The sequence below is a fragment of the Pseudomonas sp. ChxA genome, from assembly GCF_030263855.1.
GTDB lineage: Bacteria > Pseudomonadota > Gammaproteobacteria > Pseudomonadales > Pseudomonadaceae > Aquipseudomonas > Aquipseudomonas fluorescens_CB.
Map to the genome: position 1 here is coordinate 1,087,603 of NZ_JARPMK010000001.1, position 22,515 is coordinate 1,110,117.

Sequence of the window (22,515 nt, forward strand, 5' to 3'; positions counted from 1 at the left end):
CCGCTTCGTGCGGGCGCCATGCTTTGGCAGCTTGCCCAGATGCTGTGGGTGGGCGGCCTGTGGTTGTTGCACATCGGTGTGTTGCCGGTGTTGGGCCTGATTGGCCTGGCGCCGCTACTGATCGATGAGCTCAACGGAATGCTGAGTGCGCTGCTGGTGGGTTTTGCGGCGGCGTGCGTGACGCTCCAGGCATTGGTGCTGGTCAAGGCCGAGGGGTTGGAGAGTTTGTGGCGGGATATTCGCGGCCAACTGCTGTTGATGGCGCTGTATGCGTGCGCAATGTTTTGCGTGGTGCATGTCTGGCTGCCGCAAGCGTTGCGCTGGCAGCTATTCAGCTATCTTGTGCTAGGGTTCTCCGGCCTGGTGCTGGTTATACAGCCGGCACCGGGATGGAGCGGCAGGGCGCGCGAAGCACGCCCGTGACCCTTGCTGTCATTTGACAGCTATTACTTGAAGCGGTGTACGTTCGACAGCTGCTTGTTGACGCTGAAGTTCTTGCGATACAGCAGTGCCATCTTACCGATGACCTGTACCAGGTCCGCTTTGCCGACCTTGCACAGTTCTGCAATGGCGGCCAAACGCGCTTCGCGGTCAAGGATGTTGACCTTGATCTTGATCAGTTCGTGATCGCCCAATGCGCGTTCCAGTTCGGCTAAAACACCTTCAGTCAAACCGTTGTCTGCCACAATCAGAACTGGTTTCAGATGGTGGCCAATGGATTTGTACTGTTTCTTCTGCTCTTGAGTGAGCGGCATAATCTGACCCCTGCGTCTGATCTTGTAAAAAGCGGCGGCCAGTTTACCCGAGCGAGTCCGGGACCGCCCAGTTAATCACGACCCGTTTTATTTTTCGAGGTGGCCCGTGGCCCGTTCCAAAACCAGCCTTAAGTGGCTACAAGAACACTTCAACGATCCTTACGTCAAAAAGGCGCAAAAGGACGGCTACCGTTCCCGGGCCAGCTACAAACTGCTGGAGATCCAGGACAAGGACAAATTGATTCGTCCAGGTATGAGCGTGATCGACCTTGGCGCAGCCCCTGGTGGCTGGTCCCAAGTGACCAGTCGTCTGATTGGTGGGCAAGGTCGGTTGATCGCTTCAGACATCCTTGAGATGGACAGCATCCCGGATGTGACCTTTGTACACGGCGACTTCACCCAGGACACGGTCTTGGCCGAGATCCTCGAGGCTGTGGGAAATTCGCAGGTAGACCTTGTGATTTCCGACATGGCCCCCAATATGAGTGGATTACCGGCCGTTGATATGCCGCGAGCCATGTTCCTGTGCGAATTGGCACTGGATCTGGCGGGTCGGGTTTTGCGTCCGGGCGGTGATTTCCTGGTGAAAGTCTTCCAGGGCGAAGGTTTTGACGAGTACCACAAGAACATCCGCAAATTGTTCGATAAGGTACAGACGCGCAAACCTGACTCTTCGCGGGACCGGTCACGCGAACAATACCTGCTGTGCCGCGGCTTCCGTGGTGTCGAAGGTGCGGCGAGCGAAGAGCGTTTTTGAGGAATTCGAGGAGGGCGATAGGTTTTTTTATATCGCTTTCGTCACGAAGCTTTACGAATATTGTGTAGTCAAAGTTTCACAAAGGGTTACAGACGGCGCCTGCCAGAGTTGTAGGTAATGTAGTAAGTTAGGCCGGTGAATATCATGCGAAGCGCGCGCCAGTAGCGGAGCTTGCTTCAGAGGGTAGTTAATTGAACGATATGGCAAAGAATCTGATCCTGTGGTTGATCATCGCGGCTGTCCTGGTGACGGTGATGAACAACTTCTCCAGCCCTAACGAGCCGCAGACCCTCAACTATTCCGACTTCATCCAGCAAGTTAAGGATGGCAAGGTCGAGCGCGTAGCGGTTGATGGCTACGTGATCACCGGCAAGCGCAACGATGGCGACAGCTTCAAGACCATTCGTCCGGCAATCCAGGACAACGGTCTGATCGGCGACTTGGTGGATAACCATGTAGTGGTTGAAGGCAAACAGCCTGAGCAGCAGAGCATCTGGACTCAGCTGTTGGTAGCGAGCTTCCCGATCCTGGTGATTATCGCCGTGTTCATGTTCTTCATGCGCCAGATGCAAGGCGGCGCGGGAGGCAAGGGCGGGCCGATGAGTTTCGGCAAGAGCAAGGCGCGTCTACTGTCTGAAGACCAGGTGAAAACCACCTTGGCTGACGTCGCAGGTTGTGATGAAGCCAAGGAAGAAGTCGGTGAGCTGGTTGAATTCCTGCGCGATCCGGGCAAGTTCCAGCGCCTGGGTGGCCGCATTCCTCGCGGCGTGCTGATGGTCGGTCCTCCGGGTACCGGTAAAACCTTGCTGGCCAAGGCGATTGCCGGTGAAGCCAAGGTGCCGTTCTTCACCATTTCCGGTTCTGACTTCGTCGAAATGTTCGTCGGCGTGGGTGCCAGCCGTGTTCGCGATATGTTCGAACAGGCCAAGAAGCACGCACCGTGCATCATCTTCATCGACGAAATCGATGCCGTGGGTCGTCATCGCGGCGCCGGCATGGGTGGTGGTCATGATGAGCGCGAGCAGACCCTCAACCAATTGCTGGTTGAGATGGACGGCTTCGAAATGAATGACGGCATCATCGTCATCGCCGCGACTAACCGTCCGGACGTGCTTGACCCTGCGTTGCTGCGTCCAGGCCGTTTCGACCGTCAGGTTGTGGTTGGCCTGCCGGATATCCGCGGTCGCGAACAGATCCTGAAAGTACACATGCGCAAAGTGCCAATGGGTGACGACGTGGCTCCGGCCGTGATTGCCCGTGGTACGCCAGGCTTCTCCGGTGCCGACCTGGCCAACCTGGTCAACGAGGCTTCGTTGTTCGCTGCCCGTACCGGCAAGCGCATTGTTGAAATGAAAGAGTTCGAACTGGCCAAAGACAAGATCATGATGGGCGCCGAGCGCAAATCCATGGTCATGTCCGAGAAAGAGAAGCAGAACACCGCTTATCACGAAGCCGGTCACGCCATTGTTGGTCGCGTTGTGCCTGAGCATGACCCGGTCTACAAAGTGTCGATCATTCCTCGTGGCCGAGCACTGGGCGTGACCATGTTCCTGCCGGAAGAGGATCGTTACAGCCTCTCCAAGCGTGCACTGATCAGCCAGATCTGTTCTCTGTATGGCGGTCGGATTGCTGAAGAAATGACGCTGGGCTTCGACGGTGTGACCACCGGCGCTTCCAACGACATCATGCGTGCCAGCCAGATCGCACGGAACATGGTGACCAAGTGGGGCTTGTCGGAGAAACTCGGTCCTTTGATGTATGCCGAGGAAGAAGGCGAAGTGTTCCTGGGTCGTGGTGGTGGCGGTCAAGCTGCCAGCTTCTCGGGTGAGACGGCCAAGCTGATCGACTCCGAGGTGCGCAGCATCATTGACCAGTGCTACGGCACGGCCAAGCAGATCCTGACGGATAACCGCGACAAGCTCGATGCAATGGCTGATGCGCTGATGAAGTACGAAACCATTGATGCCGATCAGATCGACGACATCATGGCGGGTCGCGCACCACGTGAGCCTCGTGATTGGGAAGGTGGTTCGGGCACTTCGGGCACCCCGCCTGTGGTGCAGAACGAACGCCCTGAAGCCCCGATCGGCGGCCCGGCAGCTGACCACTAAGGTTTGAAATGACTTCTGCGCTGTCCTCCACCCGGTTGCCTTGCGGCAACCGGGTTCTTGATTTGGCCCATACACATGTCATGGGCATTCTTAATGTAACCCCCGATTCTTTTTCTGACGGCGGCCGCTTTAGCCAGCAGGATGCCGCGTTGCGCCATGCCGAGGCGATGGTGGCGGCGGGCGCGACCTTGATTGATGTTGGTGGTGAGTCAACCCGGCCCGGCGCTCGTGTAGTTTCCCCTTTGGAGGAGCTTGAGCGGGTCGCACCAATCGTCGAGCGGATCGCCCGTGAGCTGGATGTAATCATCTCGGTGGATACCTCCACTCCTGCCGTAATGCGCGAGACGGCGCGCCTCGGTGCCGGGCTGATCAACGATGTGCGCTCGCTTCAGCGTGATGGTGCGCTGGATGCGGCGGCGGCAACCGGACTGCCGGTGTGCCTTATGCATATGTTGGGCGAGCCCGGCAATATGCAGGACAGCCCGCACTACGACGATCTTGTGGGTGAGGTGAGTGGGTTTCTTGCGCAAAGAATGGCTGAGTGCACCAAGGTGGGCATCGCCGCCGATAAGATTATCCTGGATCCCGGTTTTGGCTTCGCCAAGACCCTGCAACACAACTTGAGCCTGTTCAAGCATATGGAAGCCTTGCACGCGCTCGGTCGGCCCCTGTTGGTCGGCGTGTCGCGCAAGAGCATGATAGGGCTGGCCCTGAATCGCCCGGTGGGTGAGCGGTTGTACGGTGGCCTTGCGTTGGCGGCACTTGCCGTGACCAAGGGCGCGCGTATTTTGCGGGTGCATGACGTCGCCGAGACGGTTGATGTGGTGCGCATGCTGGCCGCGGTAGAATCATCCGAATAAGAATGATGGAGCACTTATGACTAAAAAATATTTTGGCACCGACGGTATTCGTGGCCGGGTCGGCGAATTCCCGATTACTCCTGATTTTATGCTCAAGCTGGGTTGGGCCGCCGGTATGGCGTTCCGCAGCATGGGCGCTTGCCGCATCCTGGTGGGCAAAGACACCCGCATCTCGGGCTACATGTTCGAGTCTGCGCTGGAGGCGGGTCTGTCCGCTGCAGGCGCCGATGTGATGCTGCTGGGGCCCATGCCGACACCGGCAATCGCTTACCTCACGCGTACGTTCCACGCTGAAGCCGGTATCGTGATCAGTGCCTCGCACAATCCCCATGATGACAACGGCATCAAGTTCTTCTCGGGCCAGGGCACCAAGCTGCCGGACGAGATCGAGCTGATGATCGAAGAGTTGCTGGATGCGCCGATGACGGTGGTTGAGTCCAGCAAGCTGGGCAAGGTCTCGCGTATCAATGACGCCTCGGGCCGTTACATCGAGTTCTGCAAGAGCAGCGTGCCGACCAGCACCAATTTTGCCGGCCTCAAAATTGTTGTCGACTGCGCTCACGGTGCAACCTACAAGGTGGCGCCCAGTGTATTCAAGGAGCTGGGCGCCGATGTGACGGTACTCTCGGCCCAGCCAAATGGTTTGAATATCAACCATAACTGCGGCTCGACGCATATGGAGCAACTGCAGGCTGCTGTCCTGGCCGAGCACGCTGACCTCGGTATTGCCTTCGATGGCGATGGTGATCGGGTGTTGATGGTCGACCACACCGGTGCCGTGGTGGATGGTGATGAGTTGTTGTTCATCATTGCCCGCGACCTGCATGAGCGTGACAAGCTGCAAGGCGGTGTGGTTGGCACGCTGATGAGCAACCTTGGGCTTGAGTTGGCTTTGGCCGAGCTGGGGATTCCGTTTGTACGCGCCAATGTCGGTGACCGCTATGTCATCGCCGAGCTGTTGGAGCGTAACTGGCTGGTGGGCGGTGAGAACTCGGGGCATGTGGTTTGCTTCCAGCACACCACCACGGGCGATGCCATTATTGCTGCGCTGCAGGTATTGCTGTCCTTGCGTCGTCGCAAAGAGAGTCTTGCGCAAGCGCGCCAGGCGCTGCGCAAATGCCCGCAAGTTCTGCTGAATGTGCGCTTTGCCGGTGGCGAAAACCCTATCGAGCACCCTGCTGTCAAAGACGCCTGCGAGCGTGTGACCCTGGCAATGGCGGGGCGTGGCCGCGTTTTGTTGCGCAAGTCCGGCACAGAGCCGCTGGTGCGTGTCATGGTCGAAGGCGAGGACGAAACACAGGTTCGCGGCCATGCCGAAGACCTGGCAAAACTGGTAACTGAAATTTGCGCCTGAATTCGGCTTGCCAGTGATGATGTGGTTGGGTAACATCTGCGCCCACTTTGACCGACGAGGTACAGCATGCGTCGCACTATGGTAGCTGGTAACTGGAAGATGCACGGTACCCGCGCCAGTGTCGCTGAGCTGATCAATGGCCTTCGTCACTTGGCCTTGCCTAGCGGTGTTGATGTTGCGGTTTTCCCGCCTTGCTTGCATATCAACCAAGTGGTTGATGGCTTAAAAGGCAAGTCGATTCAGGTCGGCGCGCAGAACTCTGCGGTGGAACCCATGCAAGGTGCGTTGACCGGTGAGATTTCGCCGAGTCAGCTGGTTGATGCGGGTTGTTCCTATGTGCTTGTCGGGCACTCCGAGCGCCGTCAGATGATGGGCGAGCGTGATGGGACACTCAACCGCAAGTTCGCAGCGGCACAGGCTTGTGGCTTGATTCCAGTGTTGTGCATAGGGGAGACCCTGGAGCAGCGTGAATCGGGCAAGACTCTTGAAGTTGTCTCGCGTCAGTTGGGCAGCATCATCGAGGAGCTGGGTGTTGGTGCATTTGCAAAGGCAGTAATCGCTTACGAGCCGGTCTGGGCCATTGGCACCGGGCTGACTGCTACACCGCAACAAGCGCAGGATGTGCATGCAGCCATTCGCGCGCAGTTAGCGGCAGAGAATTCTGAGGTCGCACAAGGTGTGCGGCTTCTATACGGCGGCAGCGTGAAGGCGGCCAATGCGGTCGAACTGTTCGGCATGCCGGATATCGATGGGGGGCTCATTGGTGGAGCTTCCCTGAATGCAGATGAGTTCGGTGCGATCTGTCGCGCCGCGGGAAACTGAAAAAATGCTGGAAACAGTCGTAGTCGTTTTTCATCTGTTGGCTGCCCTGGGCGTAGTTGCCCTGGTTTTGTTGCAACAGGGTAAAGGTGCGGATGCTGGTGCGTCTTTCGGTGCAGGTGCTTCAAATACTGTGTTCGGAAGCCAAGGTTCCTCTACCTTTCTTAGTAAGTTTACTGCTATACTTGCCGCCGGTTTCTTCATAACCAGCTTGGGGTTAGGTTACTTTGCTAAAGAGAAAGCTCATGTGCTGACTCAAGTAGGTCTCCCAAACCCAGCAGTGTTGGAAGTACCAAAAGCAAAACCGGCTTCTGATGATGTCCCGGTGCTTCAAGAGCAAAAGTCGGCTACTCCAGCGACTGACGTACCTCCAGCTCAAGAGCAGAAGTAAGAAGGGTTGTAAACGCTGTATTGCCGAGGTGGTGGAATTGGTAGACACGCAACCTTGAGGTGGTTGTGCCCATAGGGTGTAGGGGTTCGAGTCCCCTTCTCGGTACCAATTATCAGGAGAGCCCGCTGTTGCGGGCTTTCTTGTAGGTGGAAGGTTACATTGACCCTGTAAGGGATCGGTCGTATACTTCCGCCCCAGCTTTGTCGCGGGGTGGAGCAGTCTGGTAGCTCGTCGGGCTCATAACCCGAAGGTCGTCGGTTCAAATCCGGCCCCCGCAACCAGTTTTAGCGGAGCCCCTTTTAAGGGGCTTTTTGTTAGCTGGACACTTTCAACGCCGCTGTTCGACGGCGTTTCAAGGATGGGCGTTTAGCCCATTTTTTTATTTTGCACAGCATGCACATACATGCACGAGGGGGTTCAGGTGTCGAGCAAGCTAGAAGAGTTGCAGGCCTTGCTGGCCCCGGTGGTCGTGGCCCTAGGCTATGAATGCTGGGGTATTGAGTTTTCGGCTCAAGGTCGCCACTCAATGTTGCGCGTTTATATCGATAAAGAGGGCGGCGTGCTGGTGGACGATTGTGCCATTGTCAGCCGTCAGATCAGCGGTGTGCTGGATGTTGAAGATCCAATCGCCGTTGAATACACCCTCGAAGTTTCCTCGCCAGGCATGGAACGCCCACTGTTCACTATTGATCAGTTTGCAAAATTTGCCGGTGAACAAGTGAAGATCAAGCTGCGCTCTCCCTTTGAAGGGCGACGCAACTTTCAGGGCCTTCTGCGCGGTGTAGAAGAACAGGATGTCGTGGTGCAGGTAGAAGACCATGAGTTCCTGTTGCCGATCGATATGATCGACAAGGCCAACATTATTCCCAGTTTTGACTGAGACGCGGATCCCGCGGATCCAATGGCTTGCGAAAGGCGAGGCGTACGATGAGCAAAGAAGTACTGCTGGTTGTTGAGTCGGTATCCAATGAAAAGGGCGTACCGGCAAACGTGATTTTTGAAGCGCTGGAGCTGGCCCTGGCCACTGCTACCAAAAAGCGTTTTGAAGACGAAGTTGATCTGCGTGTGGAAATCAACCGCCACACCGGTGCCTATGAGACTTTCCGTCGCTGGACGGTCGTCGAAGAAGCCGATCTTGATGATCCGGCCATCGAAACCTGGCCGAGCAAGGTTGCGCAAACGCATCCGGGCGCCCAGGTCGGTGACGTCGTTGAAGAAAAGATCGAGTCGATCGAGTTCGGCCGCATTGCTGCACAGACTGCCAAGCAAGTCATTGTGCAGAAGGTTCGCGAAGCCGAGCGCGCTCAAGTCGTTGACGCTTATCGCGAGCGCCTGGGTGAAATTATCTCCGGCACCGTGAAAAAAGTGACCCGCGACAACGTGATCGTCGACCTGGGCAACAACGCTGAAGCGTTGCTGGCCCGCGAAGACATCATCTCTCGCGAAACCTTCCGTGTCGGCGTGCGTCTACGTGCGCTGCTCAAGGAAATCCGCACCGAGAACCGCGGCCCTCAGCTGATCCTGTCGCGTACCGCGCCGGAAATGCTGATTGAGCTGTTCCGCATCGAAGTGCCGGAAATCGCCGAAGGCCTGATCGAAGTCATGGCTGCGTCCCGCGACCCGGGTTCGCGCGCCAAGATCGCGGTCCGCTCCAAGGACAAGCGCATTGATCCGCAAGGTGCTTGCATTGGTATGCGCGGTTCGCGCGTCCAGGCAGTGTCGGGCGAATTGGGCGGTGAGCGTGTGGATATCGTGCTGTGGGACGATAACCCGGCGCAGTTCGTGATCAATGCCATGTCGCCAGCTGAAGTGGCGGCAATTATCGTTGACGAAGATGCCCATGCAATGGACATCGCCGTTGGCGCAGACAATCTGGCTCAGGCCATTGGTCGTGGTGGTCAGAACGTGCGTCTGGCCAGCCAACTGACCGGCTGGACCCTGAACGTGATGACCGAATCGGACATCCAGGCTAAGCAGCAAGCTGAAACCGGTGACATCCTGCGCAACTTCATCGACGAGCTGGAAGTCGACGAAGACCTGGCGCAGGTGCTGGTAGATGAAGGCTTCACCAGCCTGGAAGAGATTGCCTACGTACCGTTGGAAGAAATGCTCAACATCGACGGCTTTGACGAAGACACCGTCAACGAGCTTCGCGCTCGGGCCAAGGATCGCTTGTTGACTAAAGCCATCGCTACTGAGGAAAAGCTGGCAGACGCCCATCCGGCCGAAGACCTGCTCTCGCTTGAGGGTATGGACAAGGATTTGGCGATGGAACTGGCGGTGCGCGGCGTAATTACCCGCGAAGACCTGGCCGAGCAGTCTATTGACGATCTGCTCGACATCGACGGCATTGACGATGATCGTGCCGGCAAGTTGATCATGGCCGCCCGAGCCCATTGGTTCGAGTAACTAGGCGCGGCCTGAGGAGAGAAGTGCATGACGCAAGTCACGGTGAAACAACTGGCCGATGAGGTCAAAACACCGGTAGAGCGCCTGTTGCAGCAGATGCGTGAGGCAGGTCTGCCGCACACCGCCGCCGATGAAGGTGTGAGCGATAGTGAGAAGCAGTCTTTGCTGACTCACTTGAAGAGCAGCCACAAGGCGAAAGTGGAAGAACCGCGCAAGATTACATTGCAGCGCAAAACCACCAGCACCCTGCGTGTTGCTGGTAGCAAAAGCATCAGCGTTGAAGTGCGCAAGAAGAAAGTCTTCGTACAGCGCAGCCCGGAAGAAATCGAAGCCGAGCGCAAACGCGAGCTGGAAGAACGTCGCGCAGTAGAAAATGCTGCACGTCAGAAGGCTGAAGAAGAAGCCAAGCGTCGCGCCGAAGAAGAAGCGCGTCGCCAGCCTGCTACTGCGCAACCTGCTGCCACTGAAGCAGTCGCTGCGCCTAGCGCGCCAGTAGAAGCTGTGCGTGAGGCCGCTCCGGTTGCCGCCGCACCAGCTCCTGCAGCTGACGCTCGCAAGCGCGACGAACCTCGTCGTCCGGACAAGCCACGTGCAGACGATAACAATCGTCGCGGTGGCGGCGGCGATGGCGAGCGTAAAAACGCTCCGCATCGTGCCTCGGTCAAAGAGAAAGCGCCTGCTCCACGCGTTGCCCCACGTACTACCGACGAAGAAAGCGATGGCTTCCGTCGTGGTGGTCGCGGCAAGGCCAAGCTGAAAAAACGCAACGCCCACGGTTTCCAGAGCCCAACCGGCCCTGTCGTGCGTGAAGTGAAGATCGGCGAGACCATCACTGTTGGCGATCTCGCCCAGCAGATGTCGGTCAAGGCAGCTGAAATCATCAAGTTCATGTTCAAGCTGGGCACTCCAGCCACCATCAACCAGGTACTGGACCAGGAAACTGCCCAGTTGGTTGCTGAAGAGCTGGGCCACAAAGTGACCCTGGTCAGCGACACCGCCCTGGAAGATTCCCTGGCCGAGTCCCTGAAGTTTGAAGGTGAGGCAGTTTCCCGTGCACCGGTTGTGACCGTAATGGGCCACGTTGACCATGGTAAAACTTCCCTGCTCGACTACATCCGTCGTGCCAAGGTTGCTGCAGGCGAAGCCGGCGGCATTACCCAGCACATCGGCGCGTACCACGTTGAAACCGAGCGTGGCATGGTGACCTTCCTCGACACCCCTGGTCACGCTGCGTTTACCGCAATGCGTGCCCGTGGTGCCAAGGCCACCGACATCGTGATCCTGGTAGTTGCAGCGGACGACGGCGTGATGCCGCAAACCATCGAAGCCGTTCAGCACGCGAAAGCGGCTGGCGTACCGCTGGTGGTTGCAGTGAACAAAATCGACAAGCCGGGCGCTGATCTCGATCGCATCCGTAGCGAACTGTCGGTTCACGGCGTGACTTCTGAAGAGTGGGGTGGCGAGACGCCATTCGTGTCGGTATCCGCGAAAATGGGTACTGGCGTTGACGAACTGCTCGAAGCTGTTCTGTTGCAAGCCGAAGTACTCGAGTTGACCGCTACTCCATCGGCCCCTGGTCGTGGTGTTGTAGTTGAATCGCGTCTGGACAAGGGCCGTGGCCCGGTTGCGACCGTTCTGGTTCAAGACGGTACCCTGCGCCAAGGCGACATGGTGCTCGTTGGTTCGAACTACGGCCGTGTACGTGCCATGCTCGACGAGAACGGCAAGCCAATCAAGGAAGCCGGCCCGGCTATCCCGGTCGAGATCCTCGGCCTGGACGGCACCCCGGACGCTGGCGACGAGATGAGCGTAGTTGCCGACGAGAAGAAAGCCCGTGAAGTGGCTCTGTTCCGTCAAGGCAAGTTCCGCGAAGTCAAGCTGGCCCGTGCTCACGCCGGCAAGCTGGAAAACATCTTCGAGAACATGGGCCAGGAAGAGAAGAAGACGCTTAACATCGTCCTCAAATCTGACGTTCGTGGTTCCCTCGAAGCGTTGAACGGCGCCTTGAACGGCCTGGGTAACGACGAAGTGCAAGTGCGCGTTGTCGGTGGCGGTGTCGGTGGTATCACCGAATCCGACGCCAACCTGGCACTGGCTTCCAACGCTGTACTGTTCGGTTTCAACGTGCGTGCCGATGCTGGCGCTCGCAAGATCGTCGAGCAGGAAGGCCTGGACATGCGTTACTACAACGTCATCTACGACATCATCGAAGACGTCAAGAAAGCCCTTACCGGCATGCTTGGCAGCGATGTCCGGGAGAACATCCTGGGTGTTGCCGAGGTGCGTGACGTGTTCCGCTCGCCGAAATTCGGTGCGATCGCCGGTTGCATGGTTATCGAAGGTACTGTGTACCGTAACCGCCCGATCCGTGTACTGCGTGAAGACATCGTTATCTTCGAAGGCGAGCTGGAATCCCTGCGCCGCTTCAAGGATGACGCTTCCGAAGTACGTGCCGGCATGGAATGCGGTATCGGCGTCAAGAGCTACAACGACGTCAAGGCTGGCGACAAGATCGAAGTCTACGAGAAGGTCCAGGTTGCTCGCAGCCTCTAACTCGCGCACTTCCGGAGCCACGCCGCGTGTGGGCATGCAAATGCCCCGCGCAGCGTACGGACTCTAAACGCAACGCCCGGTCTGGCTTTTGTCAGGCCGGGCGTTTGCCGCTTTCAGACCCCACGGGTTTCACCGTGTGGCAGTAACAGGTAACAAGACATGGCAAAAGAATACAGCCGTACCCAACGTATCGGCGATCAGATGCAGCGTGAGCTGGCCCAACTGATCCGTCGCGAAGTCAAAGACCCGCGCGTTGGCCTGGTCACCATCACCGCCGTTGAAGTGAGCCGTGACGTGGGTCACGCCAAGATCTTCATCACCGTGATGGGGCAGGACAACAGCGAAGAGATCGCGCAAAGCATCAAGGTGCTCAATTCGGCTGCTGGCTTCCTGCGCATGCAGTTGGCCCGTGAAATGAAGCTGCGCAGTGTTCCCCAGTTGCACTTCCACTACGACGAAAGCGTCGTGCGTGGTGCGCACCTGTCGGCATTGATCGAGCGCGCCGTGGCTGAAGACAGCCAGCACCCGTCCACACCTGAAGACGCCAAGGAGTAAGCGGTGGCTCAGGTCAAACGTATCCGTCGCAACGTCAGCGGCATCATTCTGCTCGACAAGCCCATTGGCTTTACCTCCAATGCCGCGCTGCAGAAAGTTCGCTGGCTGCTCAATGCCGAGAAGGCCGGGCACACCGGCAGCCTCGACCCATTGGCCACCGGTGTGCTGCCGTTGTGCTTTGGCGAGGCCACCAAGTTCTCGCAATACCTGCTCGATTCCGACAAGGGTTACGAAACCCTCATGCAACTGGGCAAGACCACTACCACGGCGGATGCCGAAGGTGATGTTCTGCAGGTTCGCGACGTGACCGTTGGTCGTGCTGATATCGAGGCCGTTTTACCCGCTTTTCGTGGGCAAATCAGTCAGATACCGCCGATGTACTCAGCGCTCAAGCGTGATGGCCAGCCTCTTTACAAGCTGGCACGTGCGGGCGAAGTAGTGGAGCGCGAACCGCGTTCTGTTACTATTGCGCGGCTTGAATTGCTCGCCAGTGAAGGCGACACCGCACGATTGTCGGTGGACTGCAGCAAAGGCACCTATATTCGTACCCTGGTGGAAGATATCGGTGAGCAACTGGGCTGTGGTGCATACGTTGCAGAGTTGCGACGTACTCAAGCCGGACCTTTCACCCTGGCCCAGACGGTCACGCTGGAAGAGTTGGAAGCGGTACACGCCGAAGGCGGCAATGAAGCAGTTGATCGCTTCCTGATGCCATCGGACAGCGGTTTGCTGGATTGGCCATTGCTGCACTTTTCGGAGCACAGCGCGTTTTACTGGCTCAACGGCCAACCGGTACGTGCCCCGGACGCTCCAAAGTTCGGTATGGTGAGGGTACAGGATCATAACGGTCGCTTTATCGGTATCGGTGAAGTGAGCGAAGACGGGCGCATCGCGCCGCGTCGACTGATTCGGTCAGAATGACCGGAACCAGTTTGTGGTAAAAGCGTAGCGAGCGAAGGTAAGACAAGGAAAAAACAGGCGAGGAAGCGGAGTTAACTGCTGTTAATGAGCATTCCGAGCCGGTTTTTGACGCAGGATTACCGAGCGCAGTAGCTTTTAAGCAAACTGGGACGAGTGTGGCTGTTAACAGGCACGGTCAACACTCATTTTTAGATACAGGGATTTGTCCCTGGCCTGTTGAAACTGCCCTCTGGGTGGTTTCCCGATAAAAGGATTGCCTCATGGCTCTCGACGTTCAAGAAAAAGCACAAATCGTTGCTGACTATCAGCAAGCTGTTGGTGACACTGGTTCGCCAGAAGTGCAAGTTGCACTGCTGACCCACAACATCAACAAGCTGCAAGGTCACTTCAAGGCCAACGGTAAAGATCACCACTCCCGTCGTGGTCTGATCCGCATGGTAAACCAGCGCCGTAAGCTGCTGGACTACCTGAAAGGCAAGGATCTGGGTCGTTATCAGGCTCTGATCGGTCGCCTGGGTCTGCGTCGCTAATAAGCGATTGCGCTAGAGGTTGGTTGTCTGCCGTGTGTCAGTGGGATTCCCGCTGGCCCATGGCAGGCTCCCAGCCTCAAGTTTTATCTGGATACACGTTTTACCCTGGACGAGCGTCGGGCCGATTCCCGGCATTGCCCAAGAATTTCGCAAGAAGACAAGTTCCCCCAAGAGCCACAAAGAAGGTAGGACACCGTGAACCCGGTTATCAAAAAATTCCAGTTCGGTCAGTCGACCGTTACCCTTGAGACAGGCCGTATCGCCCGTCAAGCCTCCGGCGCAGTGCTGGTTACCGTTGACGACGACGTTACCGTATTGGTGACCGTTGTTGGCGCCAAGACCGCTGACCCGAGCAAAGGCTTCTTCCCTCTTTCCGTTCACTACCAGGAAAAGACTTACGCTGCCGGTAAGATCCCTGGCGGTTTCTTCAAGCGTGAAGGCCGTCCTTCCGAGAAAGAAACCCTGACTTCCCGACTGATCGACCGTCCGATCCGTCCGCTGTTCCCAGAAGGCTTCATGAACGAAGTGCAGGTTGTCTGCACCGTCGTTTCCACCAGCAAGAAGACCGATCCGGACATCGCTGCGATGATCGGTACCTCGGCTGCCCTGGCTATCTCCGGCATTCCTTTCGATGGCCCGATTGGCGCAGCGCGCGTGGCTTTCCACGAAAGCACCGGCTACCTGCTGAACCCGACTTACGAGCAACAGAAAGCGTCGAGCCTGGACATGGTCGTTGCCGGTACCTCGGAAGCCGTACTGATGGTTGAATCGGAAGCCAAAGAGCTGACCGAAGACCAGATGTTGGGCGCCGTACTGTTTGCTCACGACGAGTTCCAGTCGGTGATCAAGGCCGTTAAAGAACTGGCTGCCGAAGCTGCCAAGCCAACGTGGGCCTGGGCTCCACAAGCTGAAGCGACTGAACTGCTGGGTGCTATCCGCTCCGAGTTCGGTGCTGCCATCTCCGACGCCTACACCATCACCGTCAAGGCCGACCGTTACGCGCGCCTGGGCGAGCTGAAGGATCAGGTTGTAGCCAAGCTGTCCGGTGAAGAAGGCCAGCCTTCTTCCAGCGAAGTCAAAGCGGCCTTCGGCGAAATCGAATACCGTACCGTTCGCGAAAACATCGTTAACGGCAAGCCACGTATCGACGGTCGCGACACTCGCACCGTGCGCCCACTGAACATCGAAGTCGGCGTTCTGCCGAAGACTCACGGTTCGGCGCTGTTCACCCGTGGCGAAACCCAGGCTCTGGTCGTTGCAACACTGGGTACTGCCCGTGATGCACAGCTGCTGGACACCCTGGAAGGCGAGAAAAAAGACCCGTTCATGCTGCACTACAACTTCCCTCCGTTCTCGGTGGGCGAGTGTGGTCGCATGGGTGGCGCTGGTCGTCGCGAAATCGGTCACGGCCGCCTGGCTCGTCGTTCGATCGCTGCGATGCTGCCTGCTGCCGACGTGTTCCCGTACACCATCCGTGTTGTGTCGGAAATCACTGAGTCCAACGGTTCCAGCTCCATGGCTTCCGTTTGCGGTGCTTCCCTGGCACTGATGGACGCTGGTGTACCGATGAAGGCACCGGTTGCCGGTATCGCCATGGGCCTGGTTAAAGAAGGCGAGAAGTTCGCCATCCTGACCGACATCCTGGGCGACGAAGACCACCTGGGCGACATGGACTTCAAAGTAGCCGGTACCGCTAAAGGTGTTACCGCGCTGCAGATGGACATCAAGATCAAAGGCATCACCGAAGAAATCATGGAGATCGCTCTGGGCCAAGCCCTGGAAGCGCGGCTGAACATCCTCGGTCAGATGAACCAGATCATCGGTCAGTCCCGCACCGAACTGTCGGAAAATGCTCCGACCATGATCGCGATGAAAATCGACACCGACAAAATCCGTGATGTTATCGGTAAAGGCGGCGCGACCATCCGTGCGATCTGTGAAGAAACCAAGGCTTCGATCGACATCGAAGACGACGGCTCGATCAAGATCTTCGGCGAAACCAAGGAAGCGGCTGAAGCTGCCCGTCAGCGCGTTCTGGGCATCACCGCTGAAGCCGAGATCGGCAAGATCTACGTAGGTAAGGTTGAGCGCATCGTCGACTTCGGCGCATTCGTCAACATCCTGCCGGGCAAAGACGGTCTGGTGCACATCTCCATGCTGAGCGACGCTCGTGTTGAGAAAGTCACCGACATTCTCAAAGAAGGCCAGGAAGTGGAAGTGCTGGTACTGGACGTGGACAACCGCGGCCGTATCAAGCTGTCCATCAAGGACGTAGCAGCAGCCAAGGCTTCGGGCGTTTAATCACCCGCTGGCTTTACGCTGAAAAAGAGGACTCTTCGGAGTCCTTTTTTTATGCCCGAGGGAAAGTGCCGGGAAATCAGTCGCTTAGTAAATCCCAAAAACCGCAACTTGCATGCAGGCACGATCGACTTCATGCAAGATGCACGATTTCGAAAATTACCTATTTTCATAAGTTGTTGTTTATAAAGGATTTAATTCGTCTTGGCGACTTGGCACACTGCCTGCAATAACCCTGTTAACGCTGCAGCATCAAGGTTTACACGCTGCAGACTTTTAATAAAACAGGAGTTACTCGTATGAAGAAGTTCGCTCTCGCTACTGCTACCGCTCTGACTCTGGCCATGGGTGCTAACGTAGCCTTTGCTCAGACTTCCCAAGCCCCAATGACCCTGGCGGCCGGTGAAATGACCAAGGCTAAAGAGTCCACTTCGGACACTTGGATCACCACCAAAGTAAAAGCTGATCTGCTGACCGAGAAAGGCATTCCTGGTTCGGACATCAAGGTTGAAACCAACAAAGGCGTGGTTTCCCTGTCCTCCACAGTCGCTATCTCTGACTCCCAGAAAGCCACTGCTGTAGCGATCACCAAGAAAATCAAAGGTGTTACCGCTGTTTCCGCTGACGGCCTGCTGGCTGGCGGCGCGGTTAAAGCCGACAACGTCGACAAAGCCAAGACCAGCACTTCGGACACCTGGATCACCACTAAAGTGAAATCCGATCTGGTCACCGAGAAAGGTATTCCTGGTACCGACATCAAAGTCGAAACCAACCACGGTGTAGTGTCGCTGTCGTCTACTGCTGCTGTGACCCAGGCTCAGAAAGACACTGCAGTTGCGATCACCAAGAAAATCAAAGGCGTTAAATCTGTATCGGCTGATGGTTTGACCGTTCAGTAACGCTGAAGGAATCGTCTGAGCTAGACGGCGGCGGCTTAGGGTGAGTTAGATATCCACCCGATGCACCTCTAAAGTTCATGCGACCGACCACACGGATGTGGTCATTACAGGCCCCGGCACTTGTGTCGGGGCCTGTTCTATTCAGGCCTGGAATACATTTGCATGGCCGGTGGAGATAAAACTGTGGGAGCGGGCTTGTGTGGGAGCTGGCTTGCCTGCGATAGCATCACCCGGGTTTAACTGAACAACCGAGGTGTTTGCATCGCAGGCAAGCCAGCTCCCACACAAGCCAGCTCCCACCGTTGTATAAGTGTCGCTTAGGGGTTACTCAGCATCCAGATGCATCGGCGTTACCACGCGGCCGTCTTTCTCCGCCTGCCCCAGGCTTGCATCTATGAAGTACACCCGGTCATCTTCCAACTGGCCTTTGTCCACCAGGTAGTCCTTGATAGTGCTGGCACGGTCCTGCCCGAGTTGGCGCAGCAGTACATCACTGGCGCCCCAGAACTTGATCAAACCATCACGCAGCTTCGCGGTGCGATCATCGCTGCTCAGGTCTTTCCACTCAGCCGGCGGTTGTTGCTTGAGACGGGTGCGGTAGATGCCTTCGAGCAAAGGCGCTTTTTCCTTCTCCGGCACGACCAGCAATGACGCTTGGGCCGGCACCTTGTCGCCGCGACGCTGGAGGATTTTGTAGTAGTTGTACTGGTATTCACGCTCCAGGCGATCTGCGGCGATAAATGGTCCATCGCTGCTGGCCGCCGCCGTGCCTTCGATTTCAAGGCGCAGGGCAGGGCGCTCTTTCAATGCCTTGGCCAAGGTGTTCAGGGCGCCCTCGGCATCCTTGTTCAGTTCGCTGGAGCCTGCGGCAAACGACACATTACCCAGGTCTTGCGAGCCGCCACCGGTGACTAACCCACCGATAAACTTGAACGGCGCCGTGGCTGCACGCACCACCAGGTTGCGCAGGGTTTGCCACACAATCGGCATGACGCTGAACTGCGGGTTGTTCAAGTCGCCCGTCACTGGCAGCTCAATGGAGATCTTGCCATCCGAGTCTTTGAGCAGCGCAATAGCCAGGCGAATCGGCAAATCGACGGCATCGGCACTGTCGACCTTCTCACCGAGTTGCAATTGCTCAACCACCACCTTGTTTTCAGCCTTTAGTTGGCCTTTGGTGATCACGTAGTGCAAATCGAGGTTAAGCCGACCTTTGCGAATGCGGAAACCCGCGAACTTGCCGGAATACGGCGTCAACGTGGTCAGTTCGACGCGCTTGAAGCTGGTGGCGATATCCAACGCCGCCATCGGGTCAAACGGGTTGACGCTGCCCTTGATCGTCACCGGCGCGTAGCGATCCACTTTACCCTTGATGTCGACGCTGGCCGGTTTGGCCTGGCGACTGTCGATAGTGCCAATCTGCCCGTTGAGTTGCTGGATAGCCGTGGCGAAGTTGGGCGTGAGGCTGAAGTCGGCAAAGTTGGCCGAGCCATCGTTGATCGCAATCTGCCCAATATGAATGCCCAATGGCTTGTCTTTGCTCGCCGCCGGTTTGGCTGCCGACTTGGCGCCATTGTCGGCCGGTTGCGGGATCAGCAAGTCATCGATGTTGGTGGTGCGGTCATCGTTGATCATAAAGCGCGCATACGGCTGCAGCAGGTTGACCTTGTCGATCGACAGGCTGTCGCCGTGCTGGTAGTTCACACCTTCAAGCACCAGGCGCTGCCACTTGAGAAAGTCGCGGGTCTTGAGGGTGTCCAGGGTGTGCAACTGGTCAACCTGAGCGCGGCCGGTGACCTGCAGCGCCAATGGCTCGGTGCTTTTGAGGTTCACATCGACGTTGCTGCCCAGCATGCCGCTGCGCAGCTCCAGGCGAATAAACGGACTGATGTAGGATTGCGCGACGCGCAGGTCGATGTCTTGGGTGTTCACTTTCAACTTGGCGCTCACCGGGTTGAGGTTGACCTCGCCGGTTGCGCTGATTTTGCCTTGCTTGCCCAGGCCGGTGTCGACCTTCAGGGTGAAGGGGCTCTTGTTGAGGCTGTCGAAGTTCTGCACGTCGACATTCAGCGGGCCTAACTCCAATGCAACTGCCGGCTTGGCAGCGCGGTCCGCCAGGTGCACTTGATAGTTACGCAGTTGCACGTCCTTGAGCAGTACTTGCCAGGGTTTGCTCGGTGCGGCAGGTGCGGCGTTTGGCGTGTCGGCGGTCGCTGGCGCGCTGGCAGGCTTGATTTCCTTGGCTGGTTTGCTTGGTTGGCTGGCGAACAGTTTCTGCCAGTCCAGTTGCCCATCGGCTTCGCGGGCGGCCCAGGTTTCCAGCTTGTTGCTGCGGATCTTGCCGACCACCACTTGCTGCTTGGCGAGGTCCACCGTGGTTTCGCTGACGTCCAGGCGTTCCAGGCGTACCAGTGGCCGGCCATCCGGCGCCTTGATCGCAAAGGGCGCGATGCTCGCAGCGGTGTTGGTCAGGTTCAGTTCGGTTTCTTTGGCCAGGCTGAATTTATAGTCGGTGCTGAAGTTCAGCACGCCGTCTTCAAGCACCAGCGGCAGGGCGTCACGCACATACGGCCACCAGGCTTTCATTTTGCCGTCGGTGACTTTCAGGGTGCCTTCGGAAGTGATCGGCACCAGGCTGAAATTGCCTTTCCAGTCGATCTGCCCGCCTTCAGGGCCGGCGGCCACCAGGGTCATGTCGGCGTTGTCTTCGGGCAAGGTGCTGAGGTTTTTCAGCTCGAAGTCGAGTTTGTCGTAAAGGAATTCGATCGGCTCGCTGGGGCGCAGGTCGCGAAAGTACACATAGCCGCCGGCCAGCTTGATGCTGTCGATGCGTAGCGGGAATGGCTTGGCATCCGGGTCGGCCGGGGTCGGCTCACTCGGCGGCAGCTTGAACAGCTGCGCCAGGTTCAACTGGCCGGTCTTGTCGAACAACACTTCGGTCTTCGGCTGGTCCAGTTGTATGTCGGCCAGGTGCAGCGCGCGCGTCCACAGGCTGTCGATCTGCAGGTTGGCGTACAGGCGCTCGAAACCGACCTGTTCCTTGCCCGGTTCGCCGATCTTCAAGCCCCACAGCGTCAGCTCCAGGCTGAACGGGTTGAGCTCGATGCGCTCGATACGGGCCGGCACCGTGGCGTAATTGGCCAGTTGTTGGTTGGCAATGCGTAGGGCAATGCCCGGCAGAATCAGAAAACCCAGCAAGCTGTACAGAGCCAGGGCGGTCAACAAGGCGCCAGCGGCGCGGATCAATCCTTTGGGCATGAGTGACGCCATCTATGTAGAACGAGAGTGCCTTGGAGTATGGCACGGGTTTTCGGTTCCGAAGTACCGCGCTCCTTGGGAAAAGTACTACAACTGCAGGATCAGGGTCTTCAACGGTGGCTGCTGATCTTGCGAAGGGAAGTCCGCGCCCGGCGTGATGATTTGCCACTCGCGTACCGGGCGACCGGCTTTTTCAGCGCAACGCAGCACCTGTTCACGCCAATCATCCATGCTGACTTTTGCCAGGTTATTGCAGCAGATCAACACGCCATTGTCGGCGGTAGCCAGCAGTGCTGGCTTGAGCAGGCTTTGGTAGTCGCGCAACAGGTCGACGGTGCCGAAAGCACTCTTGGCCCACGCGGGTGGGTCGAGCAACACCAGGTCGAACTGGCGCTGCTCCAGGCGTGGATAGCTGGGTAGCTTCTGCCCGCGACGTTGGGTGATCGGCAAGCCGGCCAGTTGGCGAATCGCCGGGAAGTAGTCGGACTGCACAAATTCCATGGTCGGCAATTGCGGGTTGAGCAGACCGTTTTCGCGCCCGACCGCCAAGTTGCCTTCGGCGAAGTCCAGGTTGCACACCTCGCTTGCGCCCCCGGCTGCGGCGCTCAAGCCCACGCCGCAGGTGTAGGCGAACAGGTTCAGCACGCTTTTGCCGGCGCTGTGGTCCTTGACCCAGCCACGAGTGTTGCGCAGGTCCAGGAACAGCAGTGGGTCTTGCCCGGCATGGCGCCCACGTACACGGTAGTTGAGGCCCCACTCGTGGCCGACCTGATCTTCCAGAGCGGCAGGCTCGGCGCGGTACACCGTGTCTTCACGGTCGATGCGCGAGTTGCCACGTGAGCGGTCGTTGTACACCAGCTGCAATTCCAGGCCCATGAACTGGTTGACCTGTTGATGCAGGTCCAGCAGCTCCTCGGTTTGCAGCGACTGGTGGAAGCTTTGTACCAGCAATTGCGGGCCGTAACGGTCGATGGTCAAGCCGCCGGCGCCTTCCTGGCTGCCATGGAACAGCCGGTAGCAGTCGTTGCCTTGGGCGTGCAGCTCGTTGATCAGGTCTTGGCGATGGTTGAGAGCGGCGCGCAGCGCCTGATTCAAGGGAGTCATGAAGCGCGCCTTGCGGGTAAAAGAGGGCGCGAAGTTTAACAGTTATAGGCGCCGGGCTACATCAACCCCATCCGCCGCTGGGCGCGTTGCACCGAACCATTACGCATGGCCCAACGCAGCAAGGGCGCGCTGCGCTTCACACCCGCGCGGATCAGTTGGCGTTGCAGCGGGCTCTGGTGTTGCTCGAGCATGGCACTGGCCCAATCCGGCAGCAGATCGATACCGGCCTGCATCATCAAGCTGCCAAAGGGTTTGGCCAAGGTGCTGGGCGCGGGCGCATTAACCAGCAGGCGCAGCACTTCGCGGCTGCGATCGTCGCACAGCAGTTGTGGACGAATGCGCGCCAGATAATCCGAAATTTCCTGCCGCGACCGCGGAACGTGGCGTGCGCCCAATCGTTCGGCTATCAAGGCAATTTCAGTGTAATAGCGGTCCTGATCACGACCCGACAGATGCGGGTTGCGATAACGCAGGTGTGCTGCCAGAAAGTTACTGACCTCCGCCACGTGTACCCACGTCAGCAGCTCCGTGTCACTGGCCGCATAGGCTCGCCCATCCGGCGCATGCCCGACCACTTGCAGGTGGATGGTGCGCACCTTCTCAATCAGCCATTCGGCGTCCTGGCGCGAGCCGAACGTGGTGCCGGAAATAAACTGCGAGGTGCGGCGCAAGCGCCCGAGCATGTCCTGGCGAAAGTTGGAATGGTCCCACACGCCAGCCAGGGCCAGCGGGTGCAAGGCTTGCAGCATCAACGCGCTGATGCCGCCGATCAGCATGCTGCTGAAGTCGCCATGCACCTGCCAACTTACAGAGTCCGGCCCGAACAGGCCGGGGTCGCCCTTGGGATTTTCCAGGTCCAACTGGCCGAGTGACAAGCCGGTGAGGCTCATCAGCTGGGTTTCGATACGGCTGCGGATAAATTCCATGGCGACTCTGGGTGG

Annotated in this window: 19 protein-coding genes and 2 tRNA genes; 17 read left to right on the top strand and 4 right to left on the bottom strand. The window is 57.8% G+C overall.

Features of this window, described 5'->3' with window-relative positions; all coding sequences use genetic code 11:
- The first annotated feature begins 18 nt into the window (after positions 1-18).
- Positions 19-423, top strand: a complete 405-nt coding sequence (locus P5706_RS04790; RefSeq protein WP_056858278.1) for a hypothetical protein — start codon at positions 19-21, stop codon at positions 421-423.
- A 23-nt stretch (positions 424-446) separates the two neighbouring features.
- On the opposite strand, the gene P5706_RS04795 is transcribed toward P5706_RS04790, so the two are convergent.
- A complete protein-coding gene (locus tag P5706_RS04795) occupies positions 447-755 on the bottom strand; it encodes a YhbY family RNA-binding protein (protein WP_017139256.1) in 309 nt (102 codons plus the stop codon).
- A gap of 106 nt (positions 756-861) precedes the next feature.
- Between P5706_RS04795 and rlmE the strand changes: the two genes are divergently transcribed.
- The 16 genes from rlmE (at position 862) to P5706_RS04875 (ending at position 17,212) form a co-directional block, all read left to right on the top strand.
- On the top strand, positions 862-1,512 hold the full coding sequence (rlmE, locus tag P5706_RS04800; protein ID WP_065892263.1) for a 23S rRNA (uridine(2552)-2'-O)-methyltransferase RlmE: 651 nt from the start codon (positions 862-864) through the stop codon (positions 1,510-1,512).
- Positions 1,513-1,712: 200 nt separating this feature from the next.
- Positions 1,713-3,623 (top strand): ATP-dependent zinc metalloprotease FtsH, encoded by a 1,911-nt coding sequence (gene ftsH, locus P5706_RS04805; RefSeq protein WP_032865933.1) that lies wholly within the window; start codon positions 1,713-1,715, stop codon positions 3,621-3,623.
- A gap of 8 nt (positions 3,624-3,631) precedes the next feature.
- The gene (gene folP / locus P5706_RS04810) at positions 3,632-4,483 is read left to right on the top strand and encodes a dihydropteroate synthase (RefSeq protein ID WP_285678661.1); all 852 of its coding nucleotides are present in this window, start codon (positions 3,632-3,634) and stop codon (positions 4,481-4,483) included.
- 16 nt (positions 4,484-4,499) lie between these two features.
- A complete protein-coding gene (glmM, locus tag P5706_RS04815) occupies positions 4,500-5,837 on the top strand; it encodes a phosphoglucosamine mutase (RefSeq protein ID WP_200431511.1) in 1,338 nt (445 codons plus the stop codon).
- A gap of 66 nt (positions 5,838-5,903) precedes the next feature.
- Positions 5,904-6,659, top strand: coding sequence for a triose-phosphate isomerase (tpiA, locus tag P5706_RS04820; protein ID WP_003194193.1), 756 nt, complete (start codon positions 5,904-5,906; stop codon positions 6,657-6,659).
- A 4-nt stretch (positions 6,660-6,663) separates the two neighbouring features.
- Complete coding sequence (gene secG / locus P5706_RS04825; protein ID WP_010206600.1) at positions 6,664-7,047, top strand: preprotein translocase subunit SecG; 384 nt, start codon at positions 6,664-6,666, stop codon at positions 7,045-7,047.
- Positions 7,048-7,069: 22 nt separating this feature from the next.
- Positions 7,070-7,155, top strand: a tRNA-Leu gene (locus P5706_RS04830).
- Between the two features lie 96 nt (positions 7,156-7,251).
- A tRNA-Met gene (locus P5706_RS04835) sits at positions 7,252-7,328 on the top strand.
- Positions 7,329-7,468: 140 nt separating this feature from the next.
- Positions 7,469-7,927 (top strand): ribosome maturation factor RimP, encoded by a 459-nt coding sequence (gene rimP, locus P5706_RS04840; protein WP_032865935.1) that lies wholly within the window; start codon positions 7,469-7,471, stop codon positions 7,925-7,927.
- Between the two features lie 47 nt (positions 7,928-7,974).
- Positions 7,975-9,456 (top strand): transcription termination factor NusA, encoded by a 1,482-nt coding sequence (nusA, locus tag P5706_RS04845; protein ID WP_071485563.1) that lies wholly within the window; start codon positions 7,975-7,977, stop codon positions 9,454-9,456.
- Positions 9,457-9,483: 27 nt separating this feature from the next.
- A complete protein-coding gene (gene infB, locus P5706_RS04850; RefSeq protein WP_285678662.1) occupies positions 9,484-12,009 on the top strand; it encodes a translation initiation factor IF-2 in 2,526 nt (841 codons plus the stop codon).
- Positions 12,010-12,168: 159 nt separating this feature from the next.
- The gene (gene rbfA / locus P5706_RS04855; RefSeq protein ID WP_003176137.1) at positions 12,169-12,564 is read left to right on the top strand and encodes a 30S ribosome-binding factor RbfA; all 396 of its coding nucleotides are present in this window, start codon (positions 12,169-12,171) and stop codon (positions 12,562-12,564) included.
- A 3-nt stretch (positions 12,565-12,567) separates the two neighbouring features.
- A complete protein-coding gene (gene truB / locus P5706_RS04860) occupies positions 12,568-13,485 on the top strand; it encodes a tRNA pseudouridine(55) synthase TruB (protein ID WP_017139248.1) in 918 nt (305 codons plus the stop codon).
- Positions 13,486-13,745: 260 nt separating this feature from the next.
- Positions 13,746-14,015 (top strand): 30S ribosomal protein S15, encoded by a 270-nt coding sequence (rpsO, locus tag P5706_RS04865; protein WP_003176135.1) that lies wholly within the window; start codon positions 13,746-13,748, stop codon positions 14,013-14,015.
- A gap of 195 nt (positions 14,016-14,210) precedes the next feature.
- On the top strand, positions 14,211-16,316 hold the full coding sequence (gene pnp, locus P5706_RS04870; RefSeq protein WP_056858281.1) for a polyribonucleotide nucleotidyltransferase: 2,106 nt from the start codon (positions 14,211-14,213) through the stop codon (positions 16,314-16,316).
- Between the two features lie 296 nt (positions 16,317-16,612).
- Positions 16,613-17,212, top strand: a complete 600-nt coding sequence (locus tag P5706_RS04875) for a BON domain-containing protein (protein ID WP_200431513.1) — start codon at positions 16,613-16,615, stop codon at positions 17,210-17,212.
- 324 nt (positions 17,213-17,536) lie between these two features.
- Here the strand turns inward: P5706_RS04875 and P5706_RS04880 are convergent, their stop codons facing one another.
- From P5706_RS04880 to P5706_RS04890, 3 genes are all read right to left on the bottom strand, one after another.
- A complete protein-coding gene (locus P5706_RS04880) occupies positions 17,537-20,470 on the bottom strand; it encodes a DUF748 domain-containing protein (RefSeq protein WP_285678665.1) in 2,934 nt (977 codons plus the stop codon).
- Between the two features lie 87 nt (positions 20,471-20,557).
- Complete coding sequence (locus tag P5706_RS04885; RefSeq protein ID WP_285678666.1) at positions 20,558-21,574, bottom strand: class I SAM-dependent rRNA methyltransferase; 1,017 nt, start codon at positions 21,572-21,574, stop codon at positions 20,558-20,560.
- 56 nt (positions 21,575-21,630) lie between these two features.
- Positions 21,631-22,500, bottom strand: coding sequence for an oxygenase MpaB family protein (locus tag P5706_RS04890; RefSeq protein WP_285678667.1), 870 nt, complete (start codon positions 22,498-22,500; stop codon positions 21,631-21,633).
- Between the last annotated feature and the right edge of the window lie 15 nt (positions 22,501-22,515).

Coding starts and splice junctions, on each gene's coding strand:
- P5706_RS04790 (WP_056858278.1), top strand. CDS start 19: ATGCTTTGGCAGCTTGCCCAGATGCTGTGGGTGGGCGGCCTGTGGTTG.
- P5706_RS04795 (WP_017139256.1), bottom strand. CDS start 755: ATGCCGCTCACTCAAGAGCAGAAGAAACAGTACAAATCCATTGGCCAC.
- ftsH (WP_032865933.1), top strand. CDS start 1,713: ATGGCAAAGAATCTGATCCTGTGGTTGATCATCGCGGCTGTCCTGGTG.
- folP (WP_285678661.1), top strand. CDS start 3,632: ATGACTTCTGCGCTGTCCTCCACCCGGTTGCCTTGCGGCAACCGGGTT.
- glmM (WP_200431511.1), top strand. CDS start 4,500: ATGACTAAAAAATATTTTGGCACCGACGGTATTCGTGGCCGGGTCGGC.
- tpiA (WP_003194193.1), top strand. CDS start 5,904: ATGCGTCGCACTATGGTAGCTGGTAACTGGAAGATGCACGGTACCCGC.
- secG (WP_010206600.1), top strand. CDS start 6,664: ATGCTGGAAACAGTCGTAGTCGTTTTTCATCTGTTGGCTGCCCTGGGC.
- nusA (WP_071485563.1), top strand. CDS start 7,975: ATGAGCAAAGAAGTACTGCTGGTTGTTGAGTCGGTATCCAATGAAAAG.
- infB (WP_285678662.1), top strand. CDS start 9,484: ATGACGCAAGTCACGGTGAAACAACTGGCCGATGAGGTCAAAACACCG.
- rbfA (WP_003176137.1), top strand. CDS start 12,169: ATGGCAAAAGAATACAGCCGTACCCAACGTATCGGCGATCAGATGCAG.
- rpsO (WP_003176135.1), top strand. CDS start 13,746: ATGGCTCTCGACGTTCAAGAAAAAGCACAAATCGTTGCTGACTATCAG.
- P5706_RS04875 (WP_200431513.1), top strand. CDS start 16,613: ATGAAGAAGTTCGCTCTCGCTACTGCTACCGCTCTGACTCTGGCCATG.
- P5706_RS04880 (WP_285678665.1), bottom strand. CDS start 20,470: ATGCCCAAAGGATTGATCCGCGCCGCTGGCGCCTTGTTGACCGCCCTG.
- P5706_RS04885 (WP_285678666.1), bottom strand. CDS start 21,574: ATGACTCCCTTGAATCAGGCGCTGCGCGCCGCTCTCAACCATCGCCAA.
- P5706_RS04890 (WP_285678667.1), bottom strand. CDS start 22,500: ATGGAATTTATCCGCAGCCGTATCGAAACCCAGCTGATGAGCCTCACC.